Source organism: Pseudomonas sp. TH21, assembly GCF_016651025.1.
Taxonomy (GTDB): domain Bacteria; phylum Pseudomonadota; class Gammaproteobacteria; order Pseudomonadales; family Pseudomonadaceae; genus Aquipseudomonas; species Aquipseudomonas aylmerensis.
Genome location: NZ_JAEKEQ010000001.1, coordinates 5,729,140 through 5,750,938, shown reverse-complemented (window position 1 = coordinate 5,750,938; position 21,799 = coordinate 5,729,140). Strand labels below are relative to the sequence as shown.

The window sequence follows — 21,799 nt, the reverse complement described above, 5'->3', positions numbered from 1 at the left end:
CTTCGTCGCGTCGGATATTGCGATCACACAGGGGATTGAAATCAGGCCGACACCGCCAACCCCCTGTAGGAGCTGTCGAGCTTTAGCGAGGCTGCGAAAGCGATGTCTCAGGCGCAGAAAATGCCAGCAATACCACCGCCTTCGCAGCCTCGCTAAAGCTCGACACTAGCTTCCTCATGGGAACAACGGTGCCTTGGGACACCGATAAAATCGCCACATTTTTGACTCGTCTATAGAGGCCCAACGCCCGTTGGTCCCTACAACCTTGGTTTGCACTGGTTTTATTCTATTCTCTGATCAAGGGATATCCACAGGAGTCGCTGGATAGAAACAGCCTCGCCATCGGCTGAGGTTGAACACCGATCTACCGAGGGTCGCCGCCATGCCGCGCAACCTTTGCCTTACCCGCCAATGCCTGGGCCTGGTCACCCGTATCGAATGCTCCATTCGCCCTCTCGCGGGGGATAACGGGATGTGGATCCTGCTGTTTGCTGCCGGAATGACTGGCGAGCAGCCCTCCACCATCAAGTCCCAGGGCCCGTTTCATGGGCCCTTCGTCGCCGAAACCATTCTGCAATCGATTGTCGAAAGCCTGACCCTGCACGGCTATGAACTGGCGGATGACCCGCAGATCTGGTGCCTGCACCTGCAGGCCCATCTGCGGCAACTCAACGGTGGGCACGAGCGCCTGGCGCTCTAGCCGGGTTACTTGCTCTCGGGCTTGTCCAACTTGACCTCAAAGCCGTACTGCACGGTGCTCAGGTCGGTACGCTGGTAGCTTTCCAGCGCAGTGGGCTGGCCGTAGAAGTAATGCACGTCAAACATCGCCGTGCCGTATTCCTCGGCGCGGTGGCTCACGCCGAGAATTTCCTTGAGGTAGTTGCCGCTCGCGTCCTTGGCGTAGAAACGCCAGCTGTCGGCGGGGAATTCCTTCTGGTCGACAATCAGCGCGTTGTCCTTGAGCGACAGCCCCTTGGGCAGCTTGGCGACGTCAATCTCAGCCTTTTGGATGGTGGCCAAAAACAGCGGAATCGAGCCCACCACGTACGCCGGGTTTTCCGGGAACAGGTTGAGGTCGTAGGTGAGGGTGCCGCGCGCCGGGTTCAGTTCAAACGCTTCGGTAGGCAACTCGATCGGCTCGCCGCGTTCACCTTTGTCGTCAGCGGTGAAGAAAGTTACCGGTGATTCGCTGCTGTTACGCTCGCTGCCGACCAGGTCGTCATTGAACGTGAACGGATGGTCGAACACGATATGTGCGGCGCTGGCGTCTTCGACGGACTGGCTGATGGTGACGCTGTTTTTCAGTTGATCCTCAGTCATGGTCGCGTCCTTGAGCCAGCTGGCGGCACCGTCGTCATACACGGTGACCGGCATGGGCAAGGCTTGGACGGTCTTTTCCAGGCTGTTCTTGTCGAAGCGCTGAACCGGCAGGTCGAGGTCCTTGCGAGTGAGCGTGGCCGTGGAGAAATCCAGCACGTTGATCTGCAGGTTGTCGATCAGGCCGTTGAAATACACCTTGGCGTAATGGCTGGTCTGCTTGTGTTCGAAGGCTTTCTGCTCGTCGGTCAGCTGTTTTTCAAACGCATCCGACCAGGCCTTCTGCTTTTGCATCTCGGCCAGTTGCTTCTCATAGAACTCGACTTGCGCGGCGCTTTCGTTGATTGAGCCGGAGCGTGTGAGGAATTGCCCGGTGCTGTCGCGTGCCTGCACCAGCAGGGGGTTGGGCGACTCGTCGCCGACTTCCGGCGCCAGCGGTTGGCTGTTGGTCAGCTCGATCTCGGCGTAGTTTTTTTCCAGAAGCACCAGGTTGACCGTGATATTGCCTTCGGTGCGCTTGTGGCCCACGTCCTTTTTCGACAGGTCGAACGTCAGCACTTTGCCCGGCGCAACCACTTCCACCGTACCTTTGAGGCGGACCGGCTGCGGCTGACTTTTGTTTTCTGTCTCGATGCCATCGATGAACGGGTAGGTCACCGTCAGGTCATCCGGGTTGGTCAGGTTGGAGCTGCTGGGGCTCAGCTGGATGCCTGGATCGGTTTCCGACCATTCGGGCTGAAACGGCACGACCTTGTTGTTGCTCAAGGTGACCGACTGCCACTCCAGGCCATGGGGAAAGGGGAATTGCTCGGGGGTGTTGAAATTGAACGGGAAGACCGGCTGCAGATCCGTCAGATAGTCGGAGTGCGAGGCCTTGCGCAGCACGAACAGGCCATTGATGTAGGTGTCCACCAGCGCCTGTGGCGTGGGGTAATGCTTGAGCAGGGCCAGGCTGTCTTCGCCGTATTCGGCTTCGATGGGCTTGGTCGCGAGTTTGACCCGCGCCCGTTCCAGCAACAGCAGCGAACCGCCGAGGTCGGCGATGGCATCGCGCAGTTTGGGGTCCTGGATGCTGTCGAGGGAGTGTTCGAATTTTGCGGTTTTCTCTTCGAGGGTGGTCTGCTTCTGCTCATCGCTGGGGGAGCAGCCGCTGGCCAGCAGCAATGCCACGCACAGGCCGAGACTGGCCAAGGGGGATCGCACATCCATCATCTGAATTCTTCCTGTCCGACGTCATGGAGCCGAGTTGATGGGCTCGACACTAGCAGAAAAATTCTCTTACAGATGCCGCACAGGTCAGTTTTCTCGCGGTTACAGGTGTTTGGTAGCGGCTGGTATACTCGCCGCCATTTTTAGCCAAGCTGTGTGAGATCCAATGGAACGCTTTATCGAAAATGCTATGTACGCCTCGCGCTGGCTGCTGGCGCCGATCTATTTCGGCTTGTCCCTCGGGTTGCTGGCGCTGGCGCTGAAATTTTTCCAGGAAGTGATTCACTTGCTGCCGAGCGTGTTCTCGATGGCGGAGTCCGAGCTGATCCTGGTGCTGCTGTCGTTGATCGACATGGCCCTGGTCGGTGGCTTGCTGGTGATGGTGATGATTTCCGGCTACGAGAACTTCGTCTCGCAGCTGGACATCGACGACAACAAGGAAAAGCTCAACTGGCTGGGCACCATGGACTCTTCGTCGCTGAAGATGAAAGTCGCGGCGTCCATCGTGGCGATTTCCTCCATCCACCTGCTGCGCATCTTCATGGACGCCAAGAACGTCGATCCGCAACACCTGATGTGGTACGTGATCATCCACATGACCTTCGTGGTCTCGGCGTTTGCCATGGGTTACCTGGACAAGGTCACCAAGCACTGATGCCCCGCGCCGGCCTTACTGCTCGATGAAGTAGTAAGGCTGGCGGTTGATCGCCATCTCCTTGATGACCGTGACCTTGGTGGTTAAATCGTTGGTGTGGTCCAGCAGCGCAACGTTGCCGGGCCTGGCGGTCAAAAAGCGCTGAAGCTCGGCTTCGGTCTGCAGGATCGGCAGGTAGGCCTGGGTGTAGAACACGCTGGCGCCGGCAATCCGCTCATTGGGCTGAAACAACACCACCTCCTTGCCTTCGGCTTGCAGTGCCTGGATCTGACTGATCAGCGGCACGAACGACTGGCGCACGTCGGCTTTGGGCGCGAACCAGAAGGCGGCTATCAGGTAGCAGGCGACGGCCAGGGTGAACACGCCGCCCACCAGCCTGGTGTGGTGTTTATACAACCCCGGTTTGTGGGTCTTGAGCCATTCCAGCAGGACCCTTGCATATTCTGCCGCCAATACGGCGGCGGCTGGCGTGAGCGCCATCAAGTACACCGTGCGTTTGCTCGACGCGAAGGTCAGCAGGGTGAACTGCGCCACCAGCCACACGCTGAAGAACAGGCGGTAACGGTTGCGCACCAGGCTTTTACGGAAATGCCACAGCCCCAGGTACACCAGGATGTTCCAGGGCAGGAACGCCTCGGGCAGCTTCGCGATGTAGTAGTAAATCGGCTCATAGTGCCCCGCCTCGACAAACGAGCCGCTGAAGCGCCCGACGCTGTTGGTCCACAACACTTCTCCCACCGCCTGCATGCCGCCGCGCTGGAACAGGAACCCCAGCCAGATCATCAACGGTATCAGCGCCAGCAAAGTGAAGAAGGCCGGCTTGAGCCAGTCGCCTATGCGCAGGCGTTTGTCCATCAGGCTGGTGCTGGCCAGGTACACGAAGATCACGATACCCGGCATCGCCAGGCCCAGCACGCCCTTGCTCAAGGTGGCGATGACCATCCCCACGGTAAACAGGGCCCAGGGCCAGGCGTTGCCGCCTTGACGCTCGGATTCGGGCCGCATCGCCTGATAGAACGCCAGCAGCGCGGTGGTGACGCCCAGGGTCAGTAACGAGTCCTCACCCACGCCGCGCACATTGCCCCAGTAACTGGCCATGGTCGCGAGGATCAAGGCGGCACTGAACGCCAGCGTCTTCGGCCGCCCGAACGTGCGCAGCATGCCGTAGAGCAGCATCACGCTGAACAACCCGGCAAAGGCCGAAGCCAGGCGCACCGCCCAGGTGGTCCCGCCAAACAGGCGAATCGCCCCGGCGTCGATCCACAGGCTCAGCGGAGGTTTCTCCAGGAAGGGCTCGCGAAACAACTGCGGCACCACCCAGTTGTTGTCCAGGTGCATGGCCATGGCGATCCCGGCCACACGAGCTTCGGTGGAGCCTTGCAACTCATGGTTGCCCAAGGCAAAGAAGAACAACAGACCAGCAAGCAGCAACAGCAAAGGAGCGGGACGCGTCATGGGTTCTGGCTACCAAGGCAGGAGGACCGTCCGGGGGAACGGTCATTGCAATTGGCTAGTATCCGTCGGCGTTTCTGAATATTTCGTGAACGAGTGTCGGATTTTTTTAAAGTGCACCCAGACCCTCACGGGGCCTTCAAACTGGGGACTGCGGCCTTGCCTTGCGCCGAGAGCACCGGCTCCAGTTGCTCCCAGGTAAAGCTCAGCTCGTTGTCACAGCCGTCGCCTTGGGCGGGTGTCGAGAGTTGCAGGCCCTGGGTGTTGAAGCTCAAATCGAACGTGGAATAGCTGGTCACCGCCGGGCACCCTTCGTCGGTGGTGGTCTGTTTGGCCAGCCACGCGCTGAAGTGGGCAGGCAGTTTGACTTGGCCCGAGTAGGGGTTGTCCCATTGCTCGCGGCCTCCCAGCCACGTCCACGGGTCGACCTTTTCGCCGGTTTGCAGGTTCCAGCTGTGCAGGCCCCAACTGATTCCACCGCGCCCGTAGCCCGCCGACCAGCGATAGAAACGCACAGTGATCCAGTGCGCTGACCAGTACGACGGCTCCACCGTGATCTCGCTGGTCGTGGTGCCGCCATTCTGGTCCAGTGAGTTGCGTCGCTCCCGGTAGAAGTCGGTCTGGCCCTCTGGATTGATGGCCATGCGCGCGAGGTCGCGGTTGATCTTATCGATCGCTTCCCCGTCGCCTTCAAGTTTCAGGATGACCTGCCCACCTTGGGTCTTTACTTGATAGGCATGCTCGGCGAAGGTCTTCTTCTCGACCTTTACCGCAGGCGGCGCGGCTTCAAGAGGAAGGTTGTAGGTGTCGCTCGCGCACCCGTCGGCGTCCGCGCGTTTCAACACCAACGCCAGGCTTTTACCAGCCAGTGATTTGCTCCAGGTGCCGGTCAGCGAGTCGTCTTGCGGGTCGTCCAACTGCCAGAAGCCGGTTTGCCCTTCTTCCACCCACGGCTCACTGGCATTGGCCTGAGTCAGCTGAATGGGCGTGAGAATACGTTGGTAGTAGTAACTGCCATTGGCGCCGTGGGCGCCGTTGAAACAGACGGTGATCGCGGATTTGCCCAAAGTGCCCGTCCAGACGCCAGCGAGGTCGGCGGCGGTTGCAAGCACTGGGGCGCAGGCGAGGGTGAGAACGACGAGGGGCTTCAGCACGGGTATCGGACTTCCGGTTGTCTGATAGAGGCGGTCAGGGTAATGGGAAGTGCGGGCGGATTCCAGACGGACAGCAATAGGCCGAGTCGCTGAACGCGTCTCGGCCTTTTTATTACTGGAATGTTTGTGTGTCTTGGGTGAGGACCAGCACGCGCTCGACCAACAACTCGCCCAGCATGATCAGCTGCTGGGTGGCCAGCAGCTTGTGACGGTGGGCGCCGTCGAGTTCGAAGGCCAGATCGGTGGTCATGGCGTTGAGTGACGCGAGGGTTTCGCTGGCTTGGATCAGCAGGGTTTCGGAGGTGATATCCGGAGCGATTGTGAAGAGGGTTGCGGAGGGGGGATTGGGGGTGATCTTTTTCATGATGAAGCTCCCACACTGTTTAAGGAGCTACCGCCCTCTGCTGTCAAACAGGAATGGGAGGCAGCTGTACGCGGGTTGACAGACCGGAAGTGTAGGAACCCGGCGCACCCGAAGATGCCCCACGCACAGCCGCCATGAACTAGGCGGAATGCGTCAAGCATGCCGTCTTATCAAGCGGGGTGAAAGGTTACACTTTTCGGCCTGTCAAAGCCGGTCGCTGATGAGCAGCGACTCGAGAAAATTAACGTTGTGGCGCGGGTTGCGCCAGTTCATCAATGGCGCGATAGCTTGAAGGAAAATTCCGAAGGTCCGTCCTGTCGGGCTTTCCAAACCCTAGAAACAACAAAACCCGCACTCGGGTTTTGTCGATGCTTCGAATTGGTGGGCCGGGGGGATTTGAACCCCCGTCTAGCTCTCGTATTCCGTAGCTTATAGCGCTAAAGCTGTCATTTTGCTGCCATTACAAAACCGTTCGTAACCTATTCTGATGGCGTTGTTGGAAAGATAGTGCTGGCTGTATGTACAGTATTTTGTTATAATTCTAGGCAGGAACGAGCCATGCTGAAGGTGTCAAGGAGAAATTGACATTCTCGCTTGACTTCGGCAGACTCGCGCCTCATTTTGATATCTAGCTAGACCACAAGGAGGGCAAAACGATGAGTAGAGATGCGCGTGCAGTTGCCCAGCAAATCCTTAACGAATGCCGCGAGGCTGGGGATCCTGCTGTAACGCCTATGCAGCTACTGAAGCTCGTCTACATAGCGCACGGTTATATGCTTGGTAAGCATGGTGTGCCGTTGATAAACGAGCCCGTACAGGCTTGGCAGTACGGCCCAGTAGTGCGCAGCGTTTATCAGGCTGTTAGAGATTTCCGCTCTTCGCCAGTAACGCATGTTCCGTCTGCTCCTGTCGAGAATTTCGATCCGACAGAGCGGGCCATAATGAAACAAGTCGCTGGTATATATGGCCGGGCAGACGGAGTGACATTGTCGGCTGCTACTCATAAACCTGGTACGCCTTGGAGCGTAACTTGGAGTAATCAAGGGCAAAACGCTGTGATCTCTAACGATATGATTGAAGGGTTCTATCGTTGGATCTTGGCTCAGCCAACCCACTCTATGCTATGAGTCAAGACGATACAGGCGGGAGTTCGCCTAAAGTGTCATCGAGCGAATTCCTGCCATCTTCAACATCTTCTGAATCTCCACTGCTTGACCCAAATATTATTGGTGAAGCACTAGCTTTTGCTGAGAACGAAGACCAAGGGAAAAGTGAATTTCTCCCATCTTCTACGCCATCCCAATCCCCACTTCTTGACCCTACTATTGCCGGTGAGGCGCAGGCTTTTGCTAATAACGAAGATCAAGATCAGAAGCGTAAGCATGATGATGATATTCATGGCATGCGGATGTCTCATTCGAAGTTTCTTCTCGCTCTGGCGCTTGCGTGGATTTTTGTTATATTAGCGGTCGTGCTATTGCAGGGATTCGGGCAATGGTTTACTCCTCTTTATGATGGCTATAAATACATACCCTTTAAGCTTTCTGATACTGTTGTTATTGCTTTTATTACCTCCACCACTGCAACGGTTTTGGGGCTATACGGTATTGCTGCATACTGGCTGTACGGCAAGCCTAAGCAGGAAGGAAAAGTAGCTGCCAAGGATAAAAAGAAGCCCAGCTAACTGTGCTGGGCTTCTTTGTTTTGGCCTTTAAACGTTACGATTTCTGAGTTGAATTTTTGAGTCTTCACTTCAGCAGCCGAAATTTTTACTATTCTAGGACCATTGGAGGCACTTGAGGGTCATAGTAATGATCAGAAAGCCCTATGGACCACAAGTTATCAATGTTGGTCAAGTAGGTTTTGATCCGCTCGTTAGACGTATGAATGATCATTCCGGTGTCGCTTTCAATTGTCTCAACATTGAATGCCCAAGAGTCACAGTCAACACTCATGCATATTTTCTCCCATTTGCGGAGAAAGTCTGCACCTTTAGCTTGAGCGTTATTCTTGTCTACAATAATAGTTACGCCACCCTTTCTTTCCCCAATAAATTGCACAGGGGAAAGAATTCCGGTAACTAAGGCGCGCTCTAAAACTTCGATGATTCGTGTGTCGTGATCTTCATCCCAAATCACGCCAATGCGCTGGACTTTGGTTTCGTCCAAAAAGTTGAGGTGTTCGTCACGGAGCTGTAGCGTACTGAGGACTGAGTAGTGAGAGCCGCGCCCAATTTTTCCAACTGGCGCTTGTTCATCATATTCGGTATGGAAGAATTTCGAGTAGTTCATTAAGTTTCTCTTTATGCAGTTTCATTGCAATTGACAGTCCTTTCGGGACCACCATATTCGGCCTTTTACGCTACAGCGTTTATGGTTTGAATGTCAAAATTAATTCACTTTCAGCAGCACTCCACAGTTTTTCTGCTTTGCTTCCTGCTGCTGAGTCAGCCGATGGCATCCATCGCCCGTACACCCGCGCGATCATTGTCCAATCCGTGTGTCCCATCTGCTTGGCCACCCACATCGGATGCTCGCCTGCCGACAACATCATGGACGCGTAGGTGTGGCGGGTTTGATACGGGCGTCGATATCGAACGCCGACCTTCTTCATCGCCGGAACCCACATCGTTTTCCGAATCGGCCCATCGCCGGCCCATCGCTCCAGGGTGCGGGGGTTCTGAAAGACCTCGTTGTCTGCTAGGAATGTGTGTGCCTTTTGCGCTTTCAGCGCCTCCAATGCGGGCCGGAGCAACTTCACGCTTCTGCGTCCGGCGGCAGTCTTGGTGGTCTCGATTTTCCCTTTGCCGGCCTGAGTCATTGCGCGGCTCACCATCACCTCTTCACGCAGCCAGTCGATATCGCCCCAGTCCAGTGCTACCAGTTCGCTAGTGCGAAGGCCGCTCCACAGGGCGAACTGAATCATATTACGCGCCTGTCCGGAGAGGGCGCCCAGCACAGCCTGCTGCTCCTCTGGGCTAAATGGATCGACATCATTGTCTTTCAGTGGTGCGGCCTTGCGTGAGTAGGTCCAACCCGCCAGCGGGTTCAACTCGATCAATTCCTCTTCGGTGGCATCGTTCAGCGCAGAGCGCAGGCAGCTCTGGATATTGCTGAGCGTCTTGTTGCTCACCTCCAGGGTGTCGAGCCAGTCGCGCACGGCCTTTCGCTTCAGATCAACCAGCATCGTGTCGCCAATGGCCGGGATCAGCCGCAGCGTGACCAGCTTCCGATACCCATCGAAGGTGCTGCTGGCGACGTGCTTCTCCTTCGCTGTTAGCCACCTGGTCAAGAAGCCGTTGATAGTCTCGCGGGATGCCTCGGGCGCAAACTTCGCCGCCCGGGGAGATCCCGGAAACGTCACGGAGTAGTCGAATGTGCCGATCGATATTGCGTGCTCAATCGCCGCCTTATGCTGCTCGGCTTTCTTCATGTTAGTGGCGGTGGGCTTGAGCGTGATCCGCTCGCGGCACCTGACGCCCCGATACATGAACGTGATTTCGATACTCGTATCGGAGACCGCCCGAACTCCCCTCCCGCCTCTACCCATGATTCATATCCCTCTACATCGAGAAGCGTCCGGCCATCCGGCGCCTTGATCCATATCTCACCGAGCCGCCAAACACCATCACGGATCTTTGAGCGGATCGCGTCTTCTGTGTAGCCAGACTCGCTGGCGAATTTCCTGACGGTCACGTAGCGCATGTGACGTTATTTCTGACTGGTCAGGGTTTGCGATTGCCGCCAATGGGGCGCAACCGCTCGTCTACTCCGGCTTGCTGGAAAATCGTTGTCTTTCGACTTGTCGGTGAGTTCGTACATGTACACGCAGCGTTTAATTATTTGGTGCTTCATTTTCCGAGTTCCTTTGAGCTACTCGGATAGGCTACGGGTGGTTACTAGCTGTGTGTTTCGCTTTCACGCAACAAAAGCGCCGGAAATCAAAAAGGCGAAAAATCCCTCCCAAGGAGACGGGCATCTTCAATATGATGCGATTCCAGCAGCCCTGAAAAACTTGAGTGTTACCTCAGCGCTGCTGCAGTTTTTTCTGCTCGTATAAAATGCGGTTCATTACGCAAACTGAAATTGCAAATCCTTGGATATTTGTTTTGAGGGTTTCGCAGCCGTCTTCGACGATTCCGCAGGGCGCGCTCCGACGAAAATGCATTTCCCTCCCGATGTAATTCGGCATGATGATTTCCCAGCACTCGTCGTCGTAATAGACGCCCGTAATCGCATCCCAGCTGGCCTTAACGCCTCGCGCAACAATGCCTTCAGATGTCAGGCAGAAAATTTCTACTTGGTTTTCCTGTGTGACAGGTACGGCGTAAGTCCGGCCGTTCGGTGCTATAGGTGGGAACGTAAATCCGTTTTCGAGGTGACGAAATTCCATGGTGGTGCTCCGCATGCATGGGGTTGCATGACACGCTATGCCAGGGCATGGAAATCCCAAGTCGGCATAGCTCGTAGGCTTATGCCATTGGGTTTCCTAAAAGCCTTCGTAAGCTGTGGCAATCAGAACAGGGAGTGGCGCCATGGGTAATAGATCAAAAACGATCCGAGTCGGTTTGCTGGCAGGAGCAGTGGCTTTTCTGGTTGGCTGTTCCAGCACGCCGGAGGCAACGGGCGTGCTCCTTGAACCGAAAGATGTGCCGAGGGATAAGTGGTCGGATGCCATGCACGTTCTGACCGCCATGGGTATTTCTGGTCAGCGTGACGTTCCGCTCAGTTTGTCAGGGGCAGCCCGCGGGGTGAGTCCTGCTGGCAGTCCTAGAGCTGTAGTTGGGGACGCCGGGTTAATCGCTGTTGGCCTCGTGTTACCACCTAAAGGACTGAGTGGTGGCTCAGCAGCGGGAATTGGCATGGGGTTAATGTTGTTGGGTGGGACGAGTAATCCGGCGCGCGCAACCCAGATTGTCGCGTGGGTGCCAGTTGACCAGGCAAGCTCGCCGGAGGAGGCATCTGCTCTCGTATTGCGTAAGGTCGAAGAAGCTCGCAAGAGAGTTTTTGCCAATGGTTTATCGAAGCTGCCAATGCAAACCGGTAAATATCCTGATGGTCATCATCTCGCCTATGCATCCCTGGCAGAGAGCTATGCTGAGCGTCCGATTCCATATAGTGATGAGGTTGCTAAATCGCCGAGCTTTCTGAAATCGCCACTTAGCTTCGGGCCGATCTTCGTACGTGACAACCAGTTCACCCTTGATGCTTACAAGAACGACATGACGACTTCGCAAGCCATGCTGCTTGCATCGCAACACCTGCCTGAGTGGATCTACATCTACCACCCTGGCCAGCGGCTGAGGAAAAACTCGATCCCTGCGGCAATCTTTAATGAGGGCAGGGCGCTCTACTTTGTAGGGAAATAGATCTGCAGGACTGTATCGCCGTGGCAGATCGCTTACCTGCGGCTTTTTTGGGTATGCCTATCCAGATACAGGCTTGTTTTGCCTTTTCCGTGCTTTTCGCTTGATAAGTAACACCCATAGTGCAACAGTATTAGTAGAACGCCCTAACTGATACAGGCACCCATCATGTTTATCCGCGCATACCTCCGAGCCTCCACCGAAGAGCAAGACGCCGGCCGTGCCCGGGCGTCGCTTGAGCAGTTCGCCAGCGACCATAACAAGGTCATTGCAAGTTTGTACCTGGAGAACGCCAGCGGTGCTACAGCCGACCGGCCTGAGCTAATGCGCCTGCTCAAGGATGCCCGCAAGGGTGACGTGTTGCTGGTGGAGTCGATAGACCGTCTCTCCCGCCTCCCGGTGGAGGACTGGCAAAAGCTCAAGGCTGCGATCGATTCAAAGGGCCTGCGCATCGTTGCGCTCGACCTGCCTACCAGCCATCAGGGAATGCAGGACACCAAGGGCGACGAGTTCACCGGGCGGATGCTGGGAGCGATCAACTCGATGCTGGTGGAGATGATGGCCGCGATCGCACGCAAGGACTATGAGCAGCGCCGCGAGCGCCAGGCCCAGGGCATTGAAAAGGCCAAAGCCGCTGGTAAGTATCAAGGCCGTCCGGTTGACGCTGACCTGCACAAGCGCGTGACCGAGCTGCTTGGCGCGGGTCTGGGCATCCGCGCCACAGCAAGGCACGCGAACTGCTCCACCACCACCGTACTTCGCATTCGCGACATCGCCAGCTTGTAGCCACAAAAACATCATGAAAAAGGACGGTTTTTCGATGGACGCAGAGCTGAACGCTGCAGAAAAGATTGAACTCAATAAGCAGTACAACGATTCCCTGAAGAAGTTTGACCTCGCGACGTGTGAAGCCGTTGCTGTCAGCCAGTCGATTGGCGTGCAAATGGCAGAACCGCATTTAGGCCACTCAACCTATGTCTTCGCCAGGCTGTGTAACCATGCGATCGCAATAATTTCGGCCGTCCCCCGCTCAAGATGGGTGCGAGCAGATTTTGAACAATGGGATTTTGGGGTTGCGGCTGGTCATAGCCGAGCAATTATTGAAGGGTATCTCCTATTTCTATACATCGTAGAGGAACCAGAGAGCCGGGAGGAATGGTCGGTACGAATTAACGTCATGTATCTCAACGACTGCATGAGAAGAATAAAAATGCTGAGCAATATCGGAGCCGATGGAGGACTCGAAGGCTTGCAACAGCAAGCAGAGGAGTTGAGAGAAAGATTAAACAGTAATCCGTGGTTCCAAACCCTAACCCCACAGGTTAAGAAACGGTGCTTGTCAGGTGACAACCTAATGATTCCAACCAGAGACGAAATGCTCGTACGTGCTGGCTGGGAAAAGACGACGTTTTACGCATATTGGGATCTCTTGTCTCAATACGCACACGTACTACCAATTTCTTTTTTCCGAATGGAACCGAATGGACGAGGTACGGGATTAGAAAACGACACGGATAAAGGATATTTGTCGACGATGCTAGACCTGTGCGCAGATACCCTAGAGAAAGCCACGGATCTGATGACGGCAGCGTTCCCCGATACTGCAGCGGCACGACAAGGCCTTAAATCAAAATTTGATCCTGGCCCAAGGAGTAACCGCCCAGTCCCGCCGAAACCGAAACGAAAAAAGCGTCGATAAACGCCCAAGCCCCTAGCACTTGCACCCGCCCTGCACCCATGAGTGCTAAGCGAGAAAAACATAAATTGCTGGAGGCCTTGATTTATATGGTGTCCCAGGGCCAGTTCAAACGGCCAACCTTTCCCTTAGGAGGGGTAAAATTTTCCGGTGTTTAAAAAGGTCCGCCTGAAAAGGGCTACATCAGCGCGTTGCTGAACTGCTTGGCGCTGGCCAGGGCAACCGCTCGCCATACAGGGTTCAGTACCACCACTGCGCTTAACCCGCGATGAAGTGACCAAGTAGCGACGAAGTTTTGCGCACTGTCGAGCAGCAGTGACATCCTTTACGAATTCTACCCAGGCTGTATTCGCCGCCTGGGTAGCATTCCGGTCGCCTGGAATGTGCTGGCTCGTCTAACGGCCCAGGCGCCGTAGCAATACCCTGATAATTCTGGCGCGCAGGAGAAAGCTTGCGACTGACACCGCAAGCGTAATGCCGCCCACCAGTTCGCCGAAACGGGCGAACGCAACGATATTCACCAAGGCAAGCACCATTATGCCGTGGAACTCGGCATTGGCTTTGCCGGCAGCCAGAGCCTGATGTTCGGTGAGCATCCACTTCTGCGACAGACAGAAGGGGCATACGGACGACTCCGGGTCACGGCCGCCCACGGGTATTCCATTGATGTAGAACGGCGCGCTAGTGACCACCTTTGGAACCATCATCTTCTTGCAGCACTGGCATTTAACTTTGCTCATGACGTGAACCTGCTGGACTTGGCACATGCCTGAACGTTACCCGAGCATTGGTGAATCCCAAGCCACCACCATGCGCATCTGCCGATGTGCAGCAAAATCAGTCGGTGTGATGCTTCTTATCGAGATGATCTGCGATCTTGTAGCCAATCACCGCAGCCACTCCCAGCGTGCCGACCACGCCGATGACCGCATAAACCAGTAGCTCAATTGAGTCCATGTCTTGCTCCTTCTGGGCTGAAAATTTGCACTGAATATAGCTTCTCATCTGCCGTGCCAATCCCAAGGACTTTATCCTCCTGAAATGCGTTCCGTCGGCTCTTGGGGGACTAAGTTCCAAAGCGACCAGCGCACCGCTCATATCCGCTCCGCGACACGTTTCAAAAAAAACATGCTCACTTCCCATCTATTACTTATGGGAGTCTGACGGTTCACCTCCCATAGAGTGATCTGCCGATCTGAGCGAAGGGGTGTCGTGAAGGGGTGTTGTCTCTGTAACCCGCATGAATACTGGGTTTCAGGTCTTTCACGAGCTTTGTACAAGATAATTGGCGTTGTGAAGGGGTGTCGTGAAGCGGTGTTGTCCCTTTAACCCGCATGAATACTGGGTTTCAGGTCTTTCACGAGCGTTGTACAAGATAATTGGCGTTGTGAAGGGGTGTCGTGAAGGGGTGTTGTCTCTGTAACCCGCATGAATACTGGGTTTCAGGTCTTTCACGAGCTTTGTACAAGATAGTTGGCGTTGTGAAGAGGTGTCGTGAGTAGGTGTCGTCGCTGCCGCTTGATGGGTACAGGGTCTCCACAGTTCATAATGTGCTATGGCGGCAGCGTTAGAACGACAGCAGATGACAACTGAGCACTAGGAGGTATTCGTCAGGCGCGCGCTGTGACAACACATGGTGGGCAATGACGACTCTCCCGGCCAGCGAAAGGGCGCGAGTAATGAATGCGCAACAGATGACGACGATGAGTTGCTTTAGAACTCGCTACTCAAATGGTTAGGCTGGCGAATCAATTTCTTGCTGGCTAACCACTGCATAGGCTGCAAAAAACCGATTTCGAGGCCACGTTGCGCCAGACATGTCGTTGCTTGCGACACGTTCGAGTGCGGTTTGAGCATTTTTGATTGTTGGGAGCAGAGTGAAAATAGGCCGTCGGTTCTGTGACCGGCTGCCAGCACTACGGGGTAAACTTGCGTTTTTGCCCGTACTCCAAGGAGTTATTGCGTGAACACGGAAAATCATTCCCAGACGGCAGCGTTTCTATGGTCCATTGCCGATCTGCTGCGCGGTGACTTCAAACAATCGCAATACGGTCGCATCATCCTGCCATTCACCCTGTTACGGCGCATGGAGTGCGTGCTCGCATCGACCAAGGATGAGGTGATCAAACAAACCTTCGCTCAGGAAGGCCGTCCGGACCAAGTGCGTGAGATGATTCTGCTCCGCGCTGCCGGTCAGCAGTTCTTCAATGGCTCGCCGCTGACCCTTGGGACGCTGTCCGATACCCAGACCGCCGCCGATCTGATGAGCTACGTACAGGCGTTCAGTAAGGATGCTCGCGAGATTTTTGAGCATTTCCACTTTGAAGATTTCGTTCAGCAACTGGAAACCGCCAACCTGCTGTATCAGGTGGTGCAGCGATTCGCCGCCACGGATCTGAGCCCCGAGTTCATCAGCAACTTTGGTATGGGCATCATCTTCGAAGAGCTGATCCGCAAGTTTGCGGAAAGCTCCAACGAAACCGCCGGGGAGCACTTCACCCCGCGCGATATCGTGCACCTCACCACCTCGCTGGTGATCACCGATCAGGACCACAAGCTCGCGCCCAACAGCATCGTCACCATCTATGACCCAACCGCTGGCACCGGCGGCTTTCTGTCTGAGGGTGATGAGTACATCCAGTCCATCAGCGAGAAGGTCAGCGTGTCGCTGCACGGCCAGGAACTCAACCCGGAGTCCTACGCCATCTGCAAGGCGGACATGCTGATCAAGGGCCAGGACGTGGCCAGCATCAAGCTCGGCAACACCCTGTCCAACGACCAGTTGGCCGACAAGCGCTTCGACTTTATGCTCAGCAACCCGCCGTTCGGCGTGGAGTGGAAGAAGGTGCAGAAGCAGATCACCGACGAGCACAGCCACAAAGGCTTCGACGGCCGCTTCGGCCCAGGCCTGCCGCGTGTGTCTGACGGTTCGCTGCTGTTCCTCTTGCACCTGGTCAGCAAGATGCGTGACCCACGCGACGGTGGCTCGCGCGTCGGCATCATCCTCAACGGCTCGCCACTGTTTACCGGCGGTGCGGGTTCGGGTGAGTCGGAGATTCGCCGCTACCTGCTGCAGAACGATCTGGTCGAAGCCATCGTCGCGCTGCCGACTGACATGTTCTACAACACCGGCATCGCCACCTATGTCTGGATACTCAGCAACCACAAGGCCGCTGCGCGCCAGGGGAAAGTGCAGTTGATCGACGGCAGCCAGCACTACGCCAAGATGCGCAAGTCGCTGGGCAGCAAGCGTCAGTACATCACTGAAGATCAAATCATAGATCTGGTACGCCTGTATGGCAGCTTCGAGCAAACCGCGCAGAGCAAAATCTTCCCCATCGATGCCTTCGGCTACCGGCGTATCATCGTCGAGCGTCCGCTGCGCCTGAACTTCCAAACCAGCGCCGAGCGCCTTGCTAAAGTGCTGGAAGAAAAAGCCCTGCAGAAACTCGACACCACCACCCAGCAGCGATTGCTAACAGCCCTGCAAGCGATGGACGCCAGCGTGCTCCACCGCAACCGCGAGCAGTTCAGCAAACAGCTGAAAAAAGCCCTTGCCGCGCATAGCGTCAGCCTCGGCACTTCGGAGCTAAAAGCCGTGCTCAATGCCCTGAGCGAACGCGACCCCGAGGCGGATATCTGCACCACCAAGGGCCAGCCCGAAGCCGACACCGGCCTGCGCGACAACGAGAACGTGCCGCTGGGCGAATCGGTATATGACTACTTCCAGCGCGAAGTTATTCCCCATGTACCGGATGCCTGGATCGACGAAAGTAAGACCGATGCGCTGGACGGCGAAGTCGGCATTGTCGGTTTCGAGATTCCCTTTAATCGCCACTTCTATGTGTTCCAGCCGCCGCGCCCACTGGCCGAGATCGATAGCGAACTGAAAGCCTGCACTGACCGTATCAAGCAGATGATTGAGGGGCTGTCGGCATGACAAATTTGTCGGGAGCACATTTGTACAACGGCGTAGCCGTTGACCCGCGGGGCGAGGGCAGGGAAAGCCTGAGTGCGGTTCTGAAGTATCCGGCGTACAAGGATTCCGGGGTGGAGTGGCTAGGCGAGGTGCCAGAGCATTGGAAGTTGATGCCTATAAAGCATCTCGCATTACTCAATCCGAGGAAATCAGGTTTCGCTGGTGATACTAAGCAGCTATGCAGCTTTGTGCCCATGGAGAAGCTGAAAACTGGTGTTGTTCAGCTGGACGAAGAGCGCCCCATCGAAGAGGTTATTGGCGGCTACACCTATTTCGAGGACGGAGACGTACTTCAGGCCAAGGTCACGCCTTGCTTCGAGAACATGAATGTTGCGATTGCCAAGGGGTTGACCAATGGCATTGGGTTTGGCTCAAGCGAAATCAACGTACTCAGACCCTTTAAGGGTGTTAATACGGAGTATCTTTTTTACCGCGTGCAAGAAGGCAGCTATATGAGCTTTTGCACCTCCAGCATGATCGGTGCTGGGGGGCTTAAGCGGGTGCCCACTGATGTGATTAATAACTTTAAGATCGCAGCGCCCGAGCTATTCGAACAAACTCAAATCGCCCGCTTCCTCGACCATGAAACCGCCCGTATGGATGCGCTGATCGAAGAGCAGCAGCGTTTGATCGAACTGCTCAAGGAAAAGCGCCAGGCCGTGATCTCCCTCGCCGTCATCAAAGGCCTCGACCCGACGGTGCCGATGAAAGATTCCGGCGTGGAGTGGCTGGGCGAGGTGCCGGCGCATTGGGTGGTAAGCAAGTTTGGGTATATTTCTTCTGTTGTTAGGGGAGGCTCACCACGACCAGCCGGTGACCCAGAACTGTTCAATGGTGATTATTCGCCTTGGGTAACGGTTGCAGAAATAACGAAAGACGATGAAATTTATCTGGATGAAACAGAGACGTTTCTGACAAAGAAAGGCAGCGATCAATGCCGGGTTTTTTCTAAGGGCACTTTGTTGCTTTCAAATAGCGGAGCGACCTTGGGTGTTCCGAAAATACTGATGATCGACGCAAATGCTAATGACGGAGTAGTTGGCTTCGAAAATATTTCTCTGGATAAAGAGTATTCATATCTCTATCTGGCAACCTTGACTGAGGGGCTTAGGGATAGGGCTGCTGGCTCGGGGCAGCCGAACTTGAACACTGACATCGTCAAATCAATTGATGTGCCTGTCCCCCCAAGCAACGAGGTGGCTGAGATTGTCGCCGCAGTAAAAAAGCTAAGAGCACAGTTTAATTTCTTAAGCAAAGAAGCTGCTGAGGGCATTAGATTGCTCCAAGAACGCCGCTCCGCCCTAATCTCCGCCGCCGTCACCGGCAAAATCGACGTGCGCGGCTGGCAGCCACCGGCCAGCGTGACAACTCCCGAATTAGTACAAGAGGCCGTGTAATGGCGGACAGCAAGGAAGCTCAGTTTCAACAAGACATCATCGACGCCCTGGCCGCGCAAGGTTGGCTGGTCGGCACAGCCAGCGGTTACGACCGCCGCACAGCGCTGTATACCGAGGATGTGTTGGGCTACTTCATGGACGCCTGGCCGGAGCGTTGGGACAAGTTCGCCAAGGCCAACCCGAACAATCCGGACGATGTGCTGGTGCAAAAGCTGGTGCGTGAGCTGGAGCAGAGCGGTACCCTGGATGTGCTGCGCCATGGTTTCAAGCTGCCGGCGGTGAAGGTGGAACTATGCAGCTTCCAGCCCGACCACGGCATGAACCCGGACACCCTCAAGCGCTACCAGTGCAACCGCCTGCGTGTGGTGCCGGAGGTATCCTACTCACCGCATGCGCGTGATGGGGCTAGCGGCGGGCAGAGCTATAACCCACGGCTGGACCTGGTGCTGTTCGTCAACGGCATCCCCACCGCCACGCTGGAGCTGAAAAGCGAGTTCAAGCAGTCGGTGGAAAACGCCAAACGCCAGTATCGTTACGACCGCCCGGTAAAAGACCCGCTCACGCGCAAGCCCGAGCCGTTGCTGACCTTCAACCGCGGTGCGCTGGTGCACTTTGCCGTGGGCCAGAACGAGGTGGCGATGACCACCAAACTGGCGGGTACTGACACCTTTTTTCTGCCGTTCAATCTCGGCAGCGCCGAAGGCGGCGCGGGCAACCCGATGCCTGAGGATGACAGCCAATACGCTACCAGCTACCTGTGGCAACGGCTGCTGCAGCCGGATGCCTGGCTCAAGGTGCTGGGGCGCTTTCTGCACCTGGAGAAGAAAACCAGCGAAGGCTTCGACGGCACGCCTGTGACCAAGGAGATGATGATCTTCCCGCGTTACCACCAGTGGGAAGTGGTCAACACGCTGATCAACACCACCCGCGCGGAAGGGCCAGGCAGGCGCTACTTGATCCAGCACAGCGCCGGCTCGGGCAAGTCCAACTCCATCGCCTGGACCGCCCATCAATTGGCCTCGCTGTACGACGATGCCGGCCAACGGTTGTTCAACTCGGTGATCGTGATTACCGACCGCACCGTGTTGGATAAACAGCTGCAGGACACCATCTACCAGTTCGAACATGCCCAAGGCGTGGTCAAGCAGATCAATCGTGAAACCAGCAGCCAGAGCAAGTCCGAGCAGTTAGCCGAAGCGCTGGCCGAGCAGACGCGCATCATCATCGTCACTATCCAGACCTTCCCGGCGTTGTTCGATGCGCTGGACAAGTACCCCAAGCTGGCCAGCGGGCGCTATGCGGTAATCGCCGACGAGGCGCATTCCTCGCAAACCGGCTCATCGGCTAGCAAGCTGAAACAGATTCTTGGCAGCGATGCGCTGGATGGTGAAGAAGTCAGCGCCGAAGAGCTGCTCGACGCCGCCGTGCAGGCGCGTCAACCGAATGAGCGCATCAGCTACTACGCCTTTACCGCCACGCCCAAGGCCAAGACCCTGGAGCTGTTCGGGCGCCCGGCCGACCCGACGCTGCCAGCCAGCTCCAGCAACAAGCCCGAGGCGTTCCACCTGTATTCCATGCGTCAGGCCATCGAGGAGGGCTTTATCCTCGACGTGCTGCGTAACTACACCACCTACAGCACCGCCTGGAAGATCGCCCACCCGGATGGCGAAGACGACGAGGTGGACAGCAAGAAAGCGCGCATCAAGCTGGCCCGCTGGGTGCGTCTGCACCCGTACAACATCAGCCAGAAGGTCGAGGTGATCGTCGAGCACTTCCGCGCCAATATCCGTGGCCTGCTGAATGGCCAGGCCAAGGCCATGGTGGTGACCAGCAGCCGCCAGGAAGCGGTGCGCTACCAGTTGGCGGTGAGGGCGTATGTGCAGCAGATGGGTTACAGCGATGTACACCCGCTGGTGGCGTTCTCCGGCAGCGTGTTGCCGGATGAGGTGATCTCCGAAGAGGTGACGGAAAGCAGCAGCCTGCTCAACGCCGGCCTGAATGGCCGTGACCTGGCGCAAGCGTTCGACACCCAGGACTTCAACGTAATGATCGCGGCCAACAAATACCAAACCGGCTTCGATCAGCCCAAGCTGTGCGCCATGTACGTGGACAAGAAGTTGCAAGGCGTGGACTGCGTGCAGACCCTGTCGCGGCTGAATCGCAACTTCGGTGACAGCAAGGAAACCTTTATCCTCGACTTCTTCAACGAGCCGCAGGACATTCTCGACGCCTTCTTGCCGTACTACACCAAGGCCGAGCTGACCGATGTAACCGACCCGCAGATCATCTATGACCTGCAGAAGACGCTGGATGCCGAGGGGATTTATCACTGGCAGGAGGTCGAAGCGTTCGCCATGGCCTTCTTCGACCCCAAGGCGGCTGCTAGCAAGCTCAGCTACTACTGCACCCCGGCTAAAGAGCGCTTTGCCAAGCGTTATGCTTTCTCGATCGAATCGCGCCAGCAGGCGCTGGATTACAAGCGCACCACCGAAGCCAACGGCGACAGCGCCGGCCTGAAAAAAGCCGAGCACGCGCTGAAAGAGGCTGGCGAGCAGATTGATCAGCTCGACCTGTTCCGCAAGAACCTGCAGAGCTTTGTGCGCCTGTACGAGTTCCTCTCGCAGATCGTGCCTTATGAGGACCGCGAACTAGAGCAGCTGTGCGTTTACGCCAAGCACCTACATCCGCTGCTGCGCGTGGATCGTCTGCAACAAGACGACGTGGACGTGGGCGAACTGCAGCTGAGCCACTACCGCCTGAGCAAGCGCGCCGAGCACCAGCTGCGGCTGAGCGAAGAAGACGGCGAATACACTCTCAAGCCCGGCAGCGATGTGGGCAGCGGTAAGCCCCACGACCCGGAGAAAAAGCGCCTATCGGAAATCATCGAAGCGCTGAACGATATCTTCGGTGCCGAGGTGAGCGATGACGACCAACTGCAATTCCTCACCGGCATCGCCCAGCGCATCAGCCGCCAGGAAGATGTGATGGCCCAAGTGAACAATCACTCGGTTGAGCAAGTGATGCACGGCCTGTTCCCCAAGCGCGTGCTGGACACTGTGCTAGATGCCATGACCGACCACGAAAAGCTGTCACTGGAAGTGCTGGATAACGAAACTAAAAGCCGGGCGTTTGCGTTAGTGATTTTGAAGATGCTGAAGACGGCAGCCGGGCTCGATGAGAGTGGCTTGCGCGGCGGCCAACAAGGTTAAGG

19 protein-coding genes are annotated in these 21,799 nt (G+C 56.2%); 10 read left to right on the top strand and 9 right to left on the bottom strand.

Annotated elements, in window-relative coordinates:
• Positions 1-382: 382 nt before the first annotated feature.
• Positions 383-700 carry a PA4575 family protein gene (locus tag JFU04_RS25465; RefSeq protein ID WP_201145927.1) on the top strand — a complete coding sequence of 106 codons (318 nt, stop codon included), beginning with the start codon at positions 383-385 and terminating at the stop codon, positions 698-700.
• A gap of 5 nt (positions 701-705) precedes the next feature.
• Here JFU04_RS25465 and JFU04_RS25460 read toward each other — a convergent pair whose 3' ends face one another.
• A complete protein-coding gene (locus JFU04_RS25460; RefSeq protein WP_201145926.1) occupies positions 706-2,529 on the bottom strand; it encodes a hypothetical protein in 1,824 nt (607 codons plus the stop codon).
• A gap of 163 nt (positions 2,530-2,692) precedes the next feature.
• Here JFU04_RS25460 and JFU04_RS25455 point away from each other — a divergent pair, with 163 nt between their 5' ends.
• Positions 2,693-3,181, top strand: coding sequence for a TIGR00645 family protein (locus JFU04_RS25455; RefSeq protein ID WP_010206662.1), 489 nt, complete (start codon positions 2,693-2,695; stop codon positions 3,179-3,181).
• 15 nt (positions 3,182-3,196) lie between these two features.
• Here JFU04_RS25455 and JFU04_RS25450 read toward each other — a convergent pair whose 3' ends face one another.
• The 3 genes from JFU04_RS25450 to JFU04_RS25440 form a co-directional block, all read right to left on the bottom strand.
• Positions 3,197-4,636 carry an ArnT family glycosyltransferase gene (locus JFU04_RS25450; protein ID WP_106802591.1) on the bottom strand — a complete coding sequence of 480 codons (1,440 nt, stop codon included), beginning with the start codon at positions 4,634-4,636 and terminating at the stop codon, positions 3,197-3,199.
• A gap of 125 nt (positions 4,637-4,761) precedes the next feature.
• Entirely contained in the window at positions 4,762-5,787 is a 1,026-nt protein-coding gene (locus JFU04_RS25445; RefSeq protein WP_201145925.1) for a hypothetical protein, read from the bottom strand.
• Positions 5,788-5,899: 112 nt separating this feature from the next.
• Complete coding sequence (locus JFU04_RS25440) at positions 5,900-6,151, bottom strand: DUF6124 family protein (protein ID WP_201145924.1); 252 nt, start codon at positions 6,149-6,151, stop codon at positions 5,900-5,902.
• Between the two features lie 656 nt (positions 6,152-6,807).
• On the opposite strand from JFU04_RS25440, the gene JFU04_RS30765 reads away from it, so the two are divergent.
• Entirely contained in the window at positions 6,808-7,278 is a 471-nt protein-coding gene (locus tag JFU04_RS30765) for a type II toxin-antitoxin system antitoxin SocA domain-containing protein (RefSeq protein ID WP_201145923.1), read from the top strand.
• A 32-nt stretch (positions 7,279-7,310) separates the two neighbouring features.
• Positions 7,311-7,835 carry a hypothetical protein gene (locus tag JFU04_RS25430; RefSeq protein WP_201145922.1) on the top strand — a complete coding sequence of 175 codons (525 nt, stop codon included), beginning with the start codon at positions 7,311-7,313 and terminating at the stop codon, positions 7,833-7,835.
• Positions 7,836-7,923: 88 nt separating this feature from the next.
• Here JFU04_RS25430 and JFU04_RS25425 read toward each other — a convergent pair whose 3' ends face one another.
• The 3 genes from JFU04_RS25425 to JFU04_RS25415 all read right to left on the bottom strand — a co-directional run bounded on the left by JFU04_RS25425 (position 7,924) and on the right by JFU04_RS25415 (position 10,543).
• Positions 7,924-8,442, bottom strand: coding sequence for a hypothetical protein (locus tag JFU04_RS25425; RefSeq protein WP_201145921.1), 519 nt, complete (start codon positions 8,440-8,442; stop codon positions 7,924-7,926).
• A gap of 79 nt (positions 8,443-8,521) precedes the next feature.
• On the bottom strand, positions 8,522-9,700 hold the full coding sequence (locus tag JFU04_RS25420) for an Arm DNA-binding domain-containing protein (protein ID WP_201145920.1): 1,179 nt from the start codon (positions 9,698-9,700) through the stop codon (positions 8,522-8,524).
• Between the two features lie 477 nt (positions 9,701-10,177).
• Complete coding sequence (locus JFU04_RS25415) at positions 10,178-10,543, bottom strand: hypothetical protein (RefSeq protein ID WP_201145919.1); 366 nt, start codon at positions 10,541-10,543, stop codon at positions 10,178-10,180.
• A 142-nt stretch (positions 10,544-10,685) separates the two neighbouring features.
• Here JFU04_RS25415 and JFU04_RS25410 point away from each other — a divergent pair, with 142 nt between their 5' ends.
• From JFU04_RS25410 to JFU04_RS25400, 3 genes are all read left to right on the top strand, one after another.
• Complete coding sequence (locus JFU04_RS25410; protein WP_201145918.1) at positions 10,686-11,519, top strand: hypothetical protein; 834 nt, start codon at positions 10,686-10,688, stop codon at positions 11,517-11,519.
• 165 nt (positions 11,520-11,684) lie between these two features.
• Positions 11,685-12,302, top strand: coding sequence for a recombinase family protein (locus JFU04_RS25405; protein ID WP_201145917.1), 618 nt, complete (start codon positions 11,685-11,687; stop codon positions 12,300-12,302).
• Between the two features lie 13 nt (positions 12,303-12,315).
• Positions 12,316-13,215 carry a hypothetical protein gene (locus JFU04_RS25400; RefSeq protein ID WP_201145916.1) on the top strand — a complete coding sequence of 300 codons (900 nt, stop codon included), beginning with the start codon at positions 12,316-12,318 and terminating at the stop codon, positions 13,213-13,215.
• Between the two features lie 392 nt (positions 13,216-13,607).
• On the opposite strand, the gene JFU04_RS25395 is transcribed toward JFU04_RS25400, so the two are convergent.
• A complete protein-coding gene (locus tag JFU04_RS25395) occupies positions 13,608-13,952 on the bottom strand; it encodes a hypothetical protein (RefSeq protein ID WP_201145915.1) in 345 nt (114 codons plus the stop codon).
• A 97-nt stretch (positions 13,953-14,049) separates the two neighbouring features.
• Positions 14,050-14,310, bottom strand: coding sequence for a hypothetical protein (locus JFU04_RS25390; RefSeq protein ID WP_201146464.1), 261 nt, complete (start codon positions 14,308-14,310; stop codon positions 14,050-14,052).
• Positions 14,311-15,175: 865 nt separating this feature from the next.
• Between JFU04_RS25390 and JFU04_RS25385 the strand changes: the two genes are divergently transcribed.
• Genes JFU04_RS25385 through JFU04_RS25375 form a run of 3 tightly spaced genes read left to right on the top strand, consistent with a single transcriptional unit; the run spans position 15,176 to position 21,797 of the window.
• Positions 15,176-17,152, top strand: coding sequence for an N-6 DNA methylase (locus JFU04_RS25385; protein ID WP_201145914.1), 1,977 nt, complete (start codon positions 15,176-15,178; stop codon positions 17,150-17,152).
• Entirely contained in the window at positions 17,149-18,588 is a 1,440-nt protein-coding gene (locus JFU04_RS25380) for a restriction endonuclease subunit S (RefSeq protein ID WP_242485930.1), read from the top strand. The genes JFU04_RS25385 and JFU04_RS25380 overlap by 4 nt, the downstream gene beginning before the upstream one ends.
• Positions 18,588-21,797, top strand: a complete 3,210-nt coding sequence (locus JFU04_RS25375; protein WP_201145913.1) for a type I restriction endonuclease subunit R — start codon at positions 18,588-18,590, stop codon at positions 21,795-21,797. Before JFU04_RS25380 ends, JFU04_RS25375 begins: the two co-directional genes overlap by 1 nt.
• The last annotated feature ends 2 nt before the right edge of the window (positions 21,798-21,799 follow it).

Bases quoted from the DNA above. Each gene is read 5' to 3' on its own strand.
- JFU04_RS25465 (WP_201145927.1), top strand. From the start codon at position 383: ATGCCGCGCAACCTTTGCCTTACCCGCCAATGCCTGGGCCTGGTCACC.
- JFU04_RS25390 (WP_201146464.1), bottom strand. From the start codon at position 14,310: ATGAGCGGTGCGCTGGTCGCTTTGGAACTTAGTCCCCCAAGAGCCGAC.
- JFU04_RS25460 (WP_201145926.1), bottom strand. From the start codon at position 2,529: ATGATGGATGTGCGATCCCCCTTGGCCAGTCTCGGCCTGTGCGTGGCA.
- JFU04_RS25450 (WP_106802591.1), bottom strand. From the start codon at position 4,636: ATGACGCGTCCCGCTCCTTTGCTGTTGCTGCTTGCTGGTCTGTTGTTC.
- JFU04_RS25440 (WP_201145924.1), bottom strand. From the start codon at position 6,151: ATGAAAAAGATCACCCCCAATCCCCCCTCCGCAACCCTCTTCACAATC.
- JFU04_RS25395 (WP_201145915.1), bottom strand. From the start codon at position 13,952: ATGAGCAAAGTTAAATGCCAGTGCTGCAAGAAGATGATGGTTCCAAAG.
- JFU04_RS30765 (WP_201145923.1), top strand. From the start codon at position 6,808: ATGAGTAGAGATGCGCGTGCAGTTGCCCAGCAAATCCTTAACGAATGC.
- JFU04_RS25375 (WP_201145913.1), top strand. From the start codon at position 18,588: ATGGCGGACAGCAAGGAAGCTCAGTTTCAACAAGACATCATCGACGCC.
- JFU04_RS25455 (WP_010206662.1), top strand. From the start codon at position 2,693: ATGGAACGCTTTATCGAAAATGCTATGTACGCCTCGCGCTGGCTGCTG.
- JFU04_RS25405 (WP_201145917.1), top strand. From the start codon at position 11,685: ATGTTTATCCGCGCATACCTCCGAGCCTCCACCGAAGAGCAAGACGCC.
- JFU04_RS25425 (WP_201145921.1), bottom strand. From the start codon at position 8,442: ATGAACTACTCGAAATTCTTCCATACCGAATATGATGAACAAGCGCCA.
- JFU04_RS25380 (WP_242485930.1), top strand. From the start codon at position 17,149: ATGACAAATTTGTCGGGAGCACATTTGTACAACGGCGTAGCCGTTGAC.
- JFU04_RS25415 (WP_201145919.1), bottom strand. From the start codon at position 10,543: ATGGAATTTCGTCACCTCGAAAACGGATTTACGTTCCCACCTATAGCA.
- JFU04_RS25410 (WP_201145918.1), top strand. From the start codon at position 10,686: ATGGGTAATAGATCAAAAACGATCCGAGTCGGTTTGCTGGCAGGAGCA.
- JFU04_RS25400 (WP_201145916.1), top strand. From the start codon at position 12,316: ATGAAAAAGGACGGTTTTTCGATGGACGCAGAGCTGAACGCTGCAGAA.
- JFU04_RS25420 (WP_201145920.1), bottom strand. From the start codon at position 9,700: ATGGGTAGAGGCGGGAGGGGAGTTCGGGCGGTCTCCGATACGAGTATC.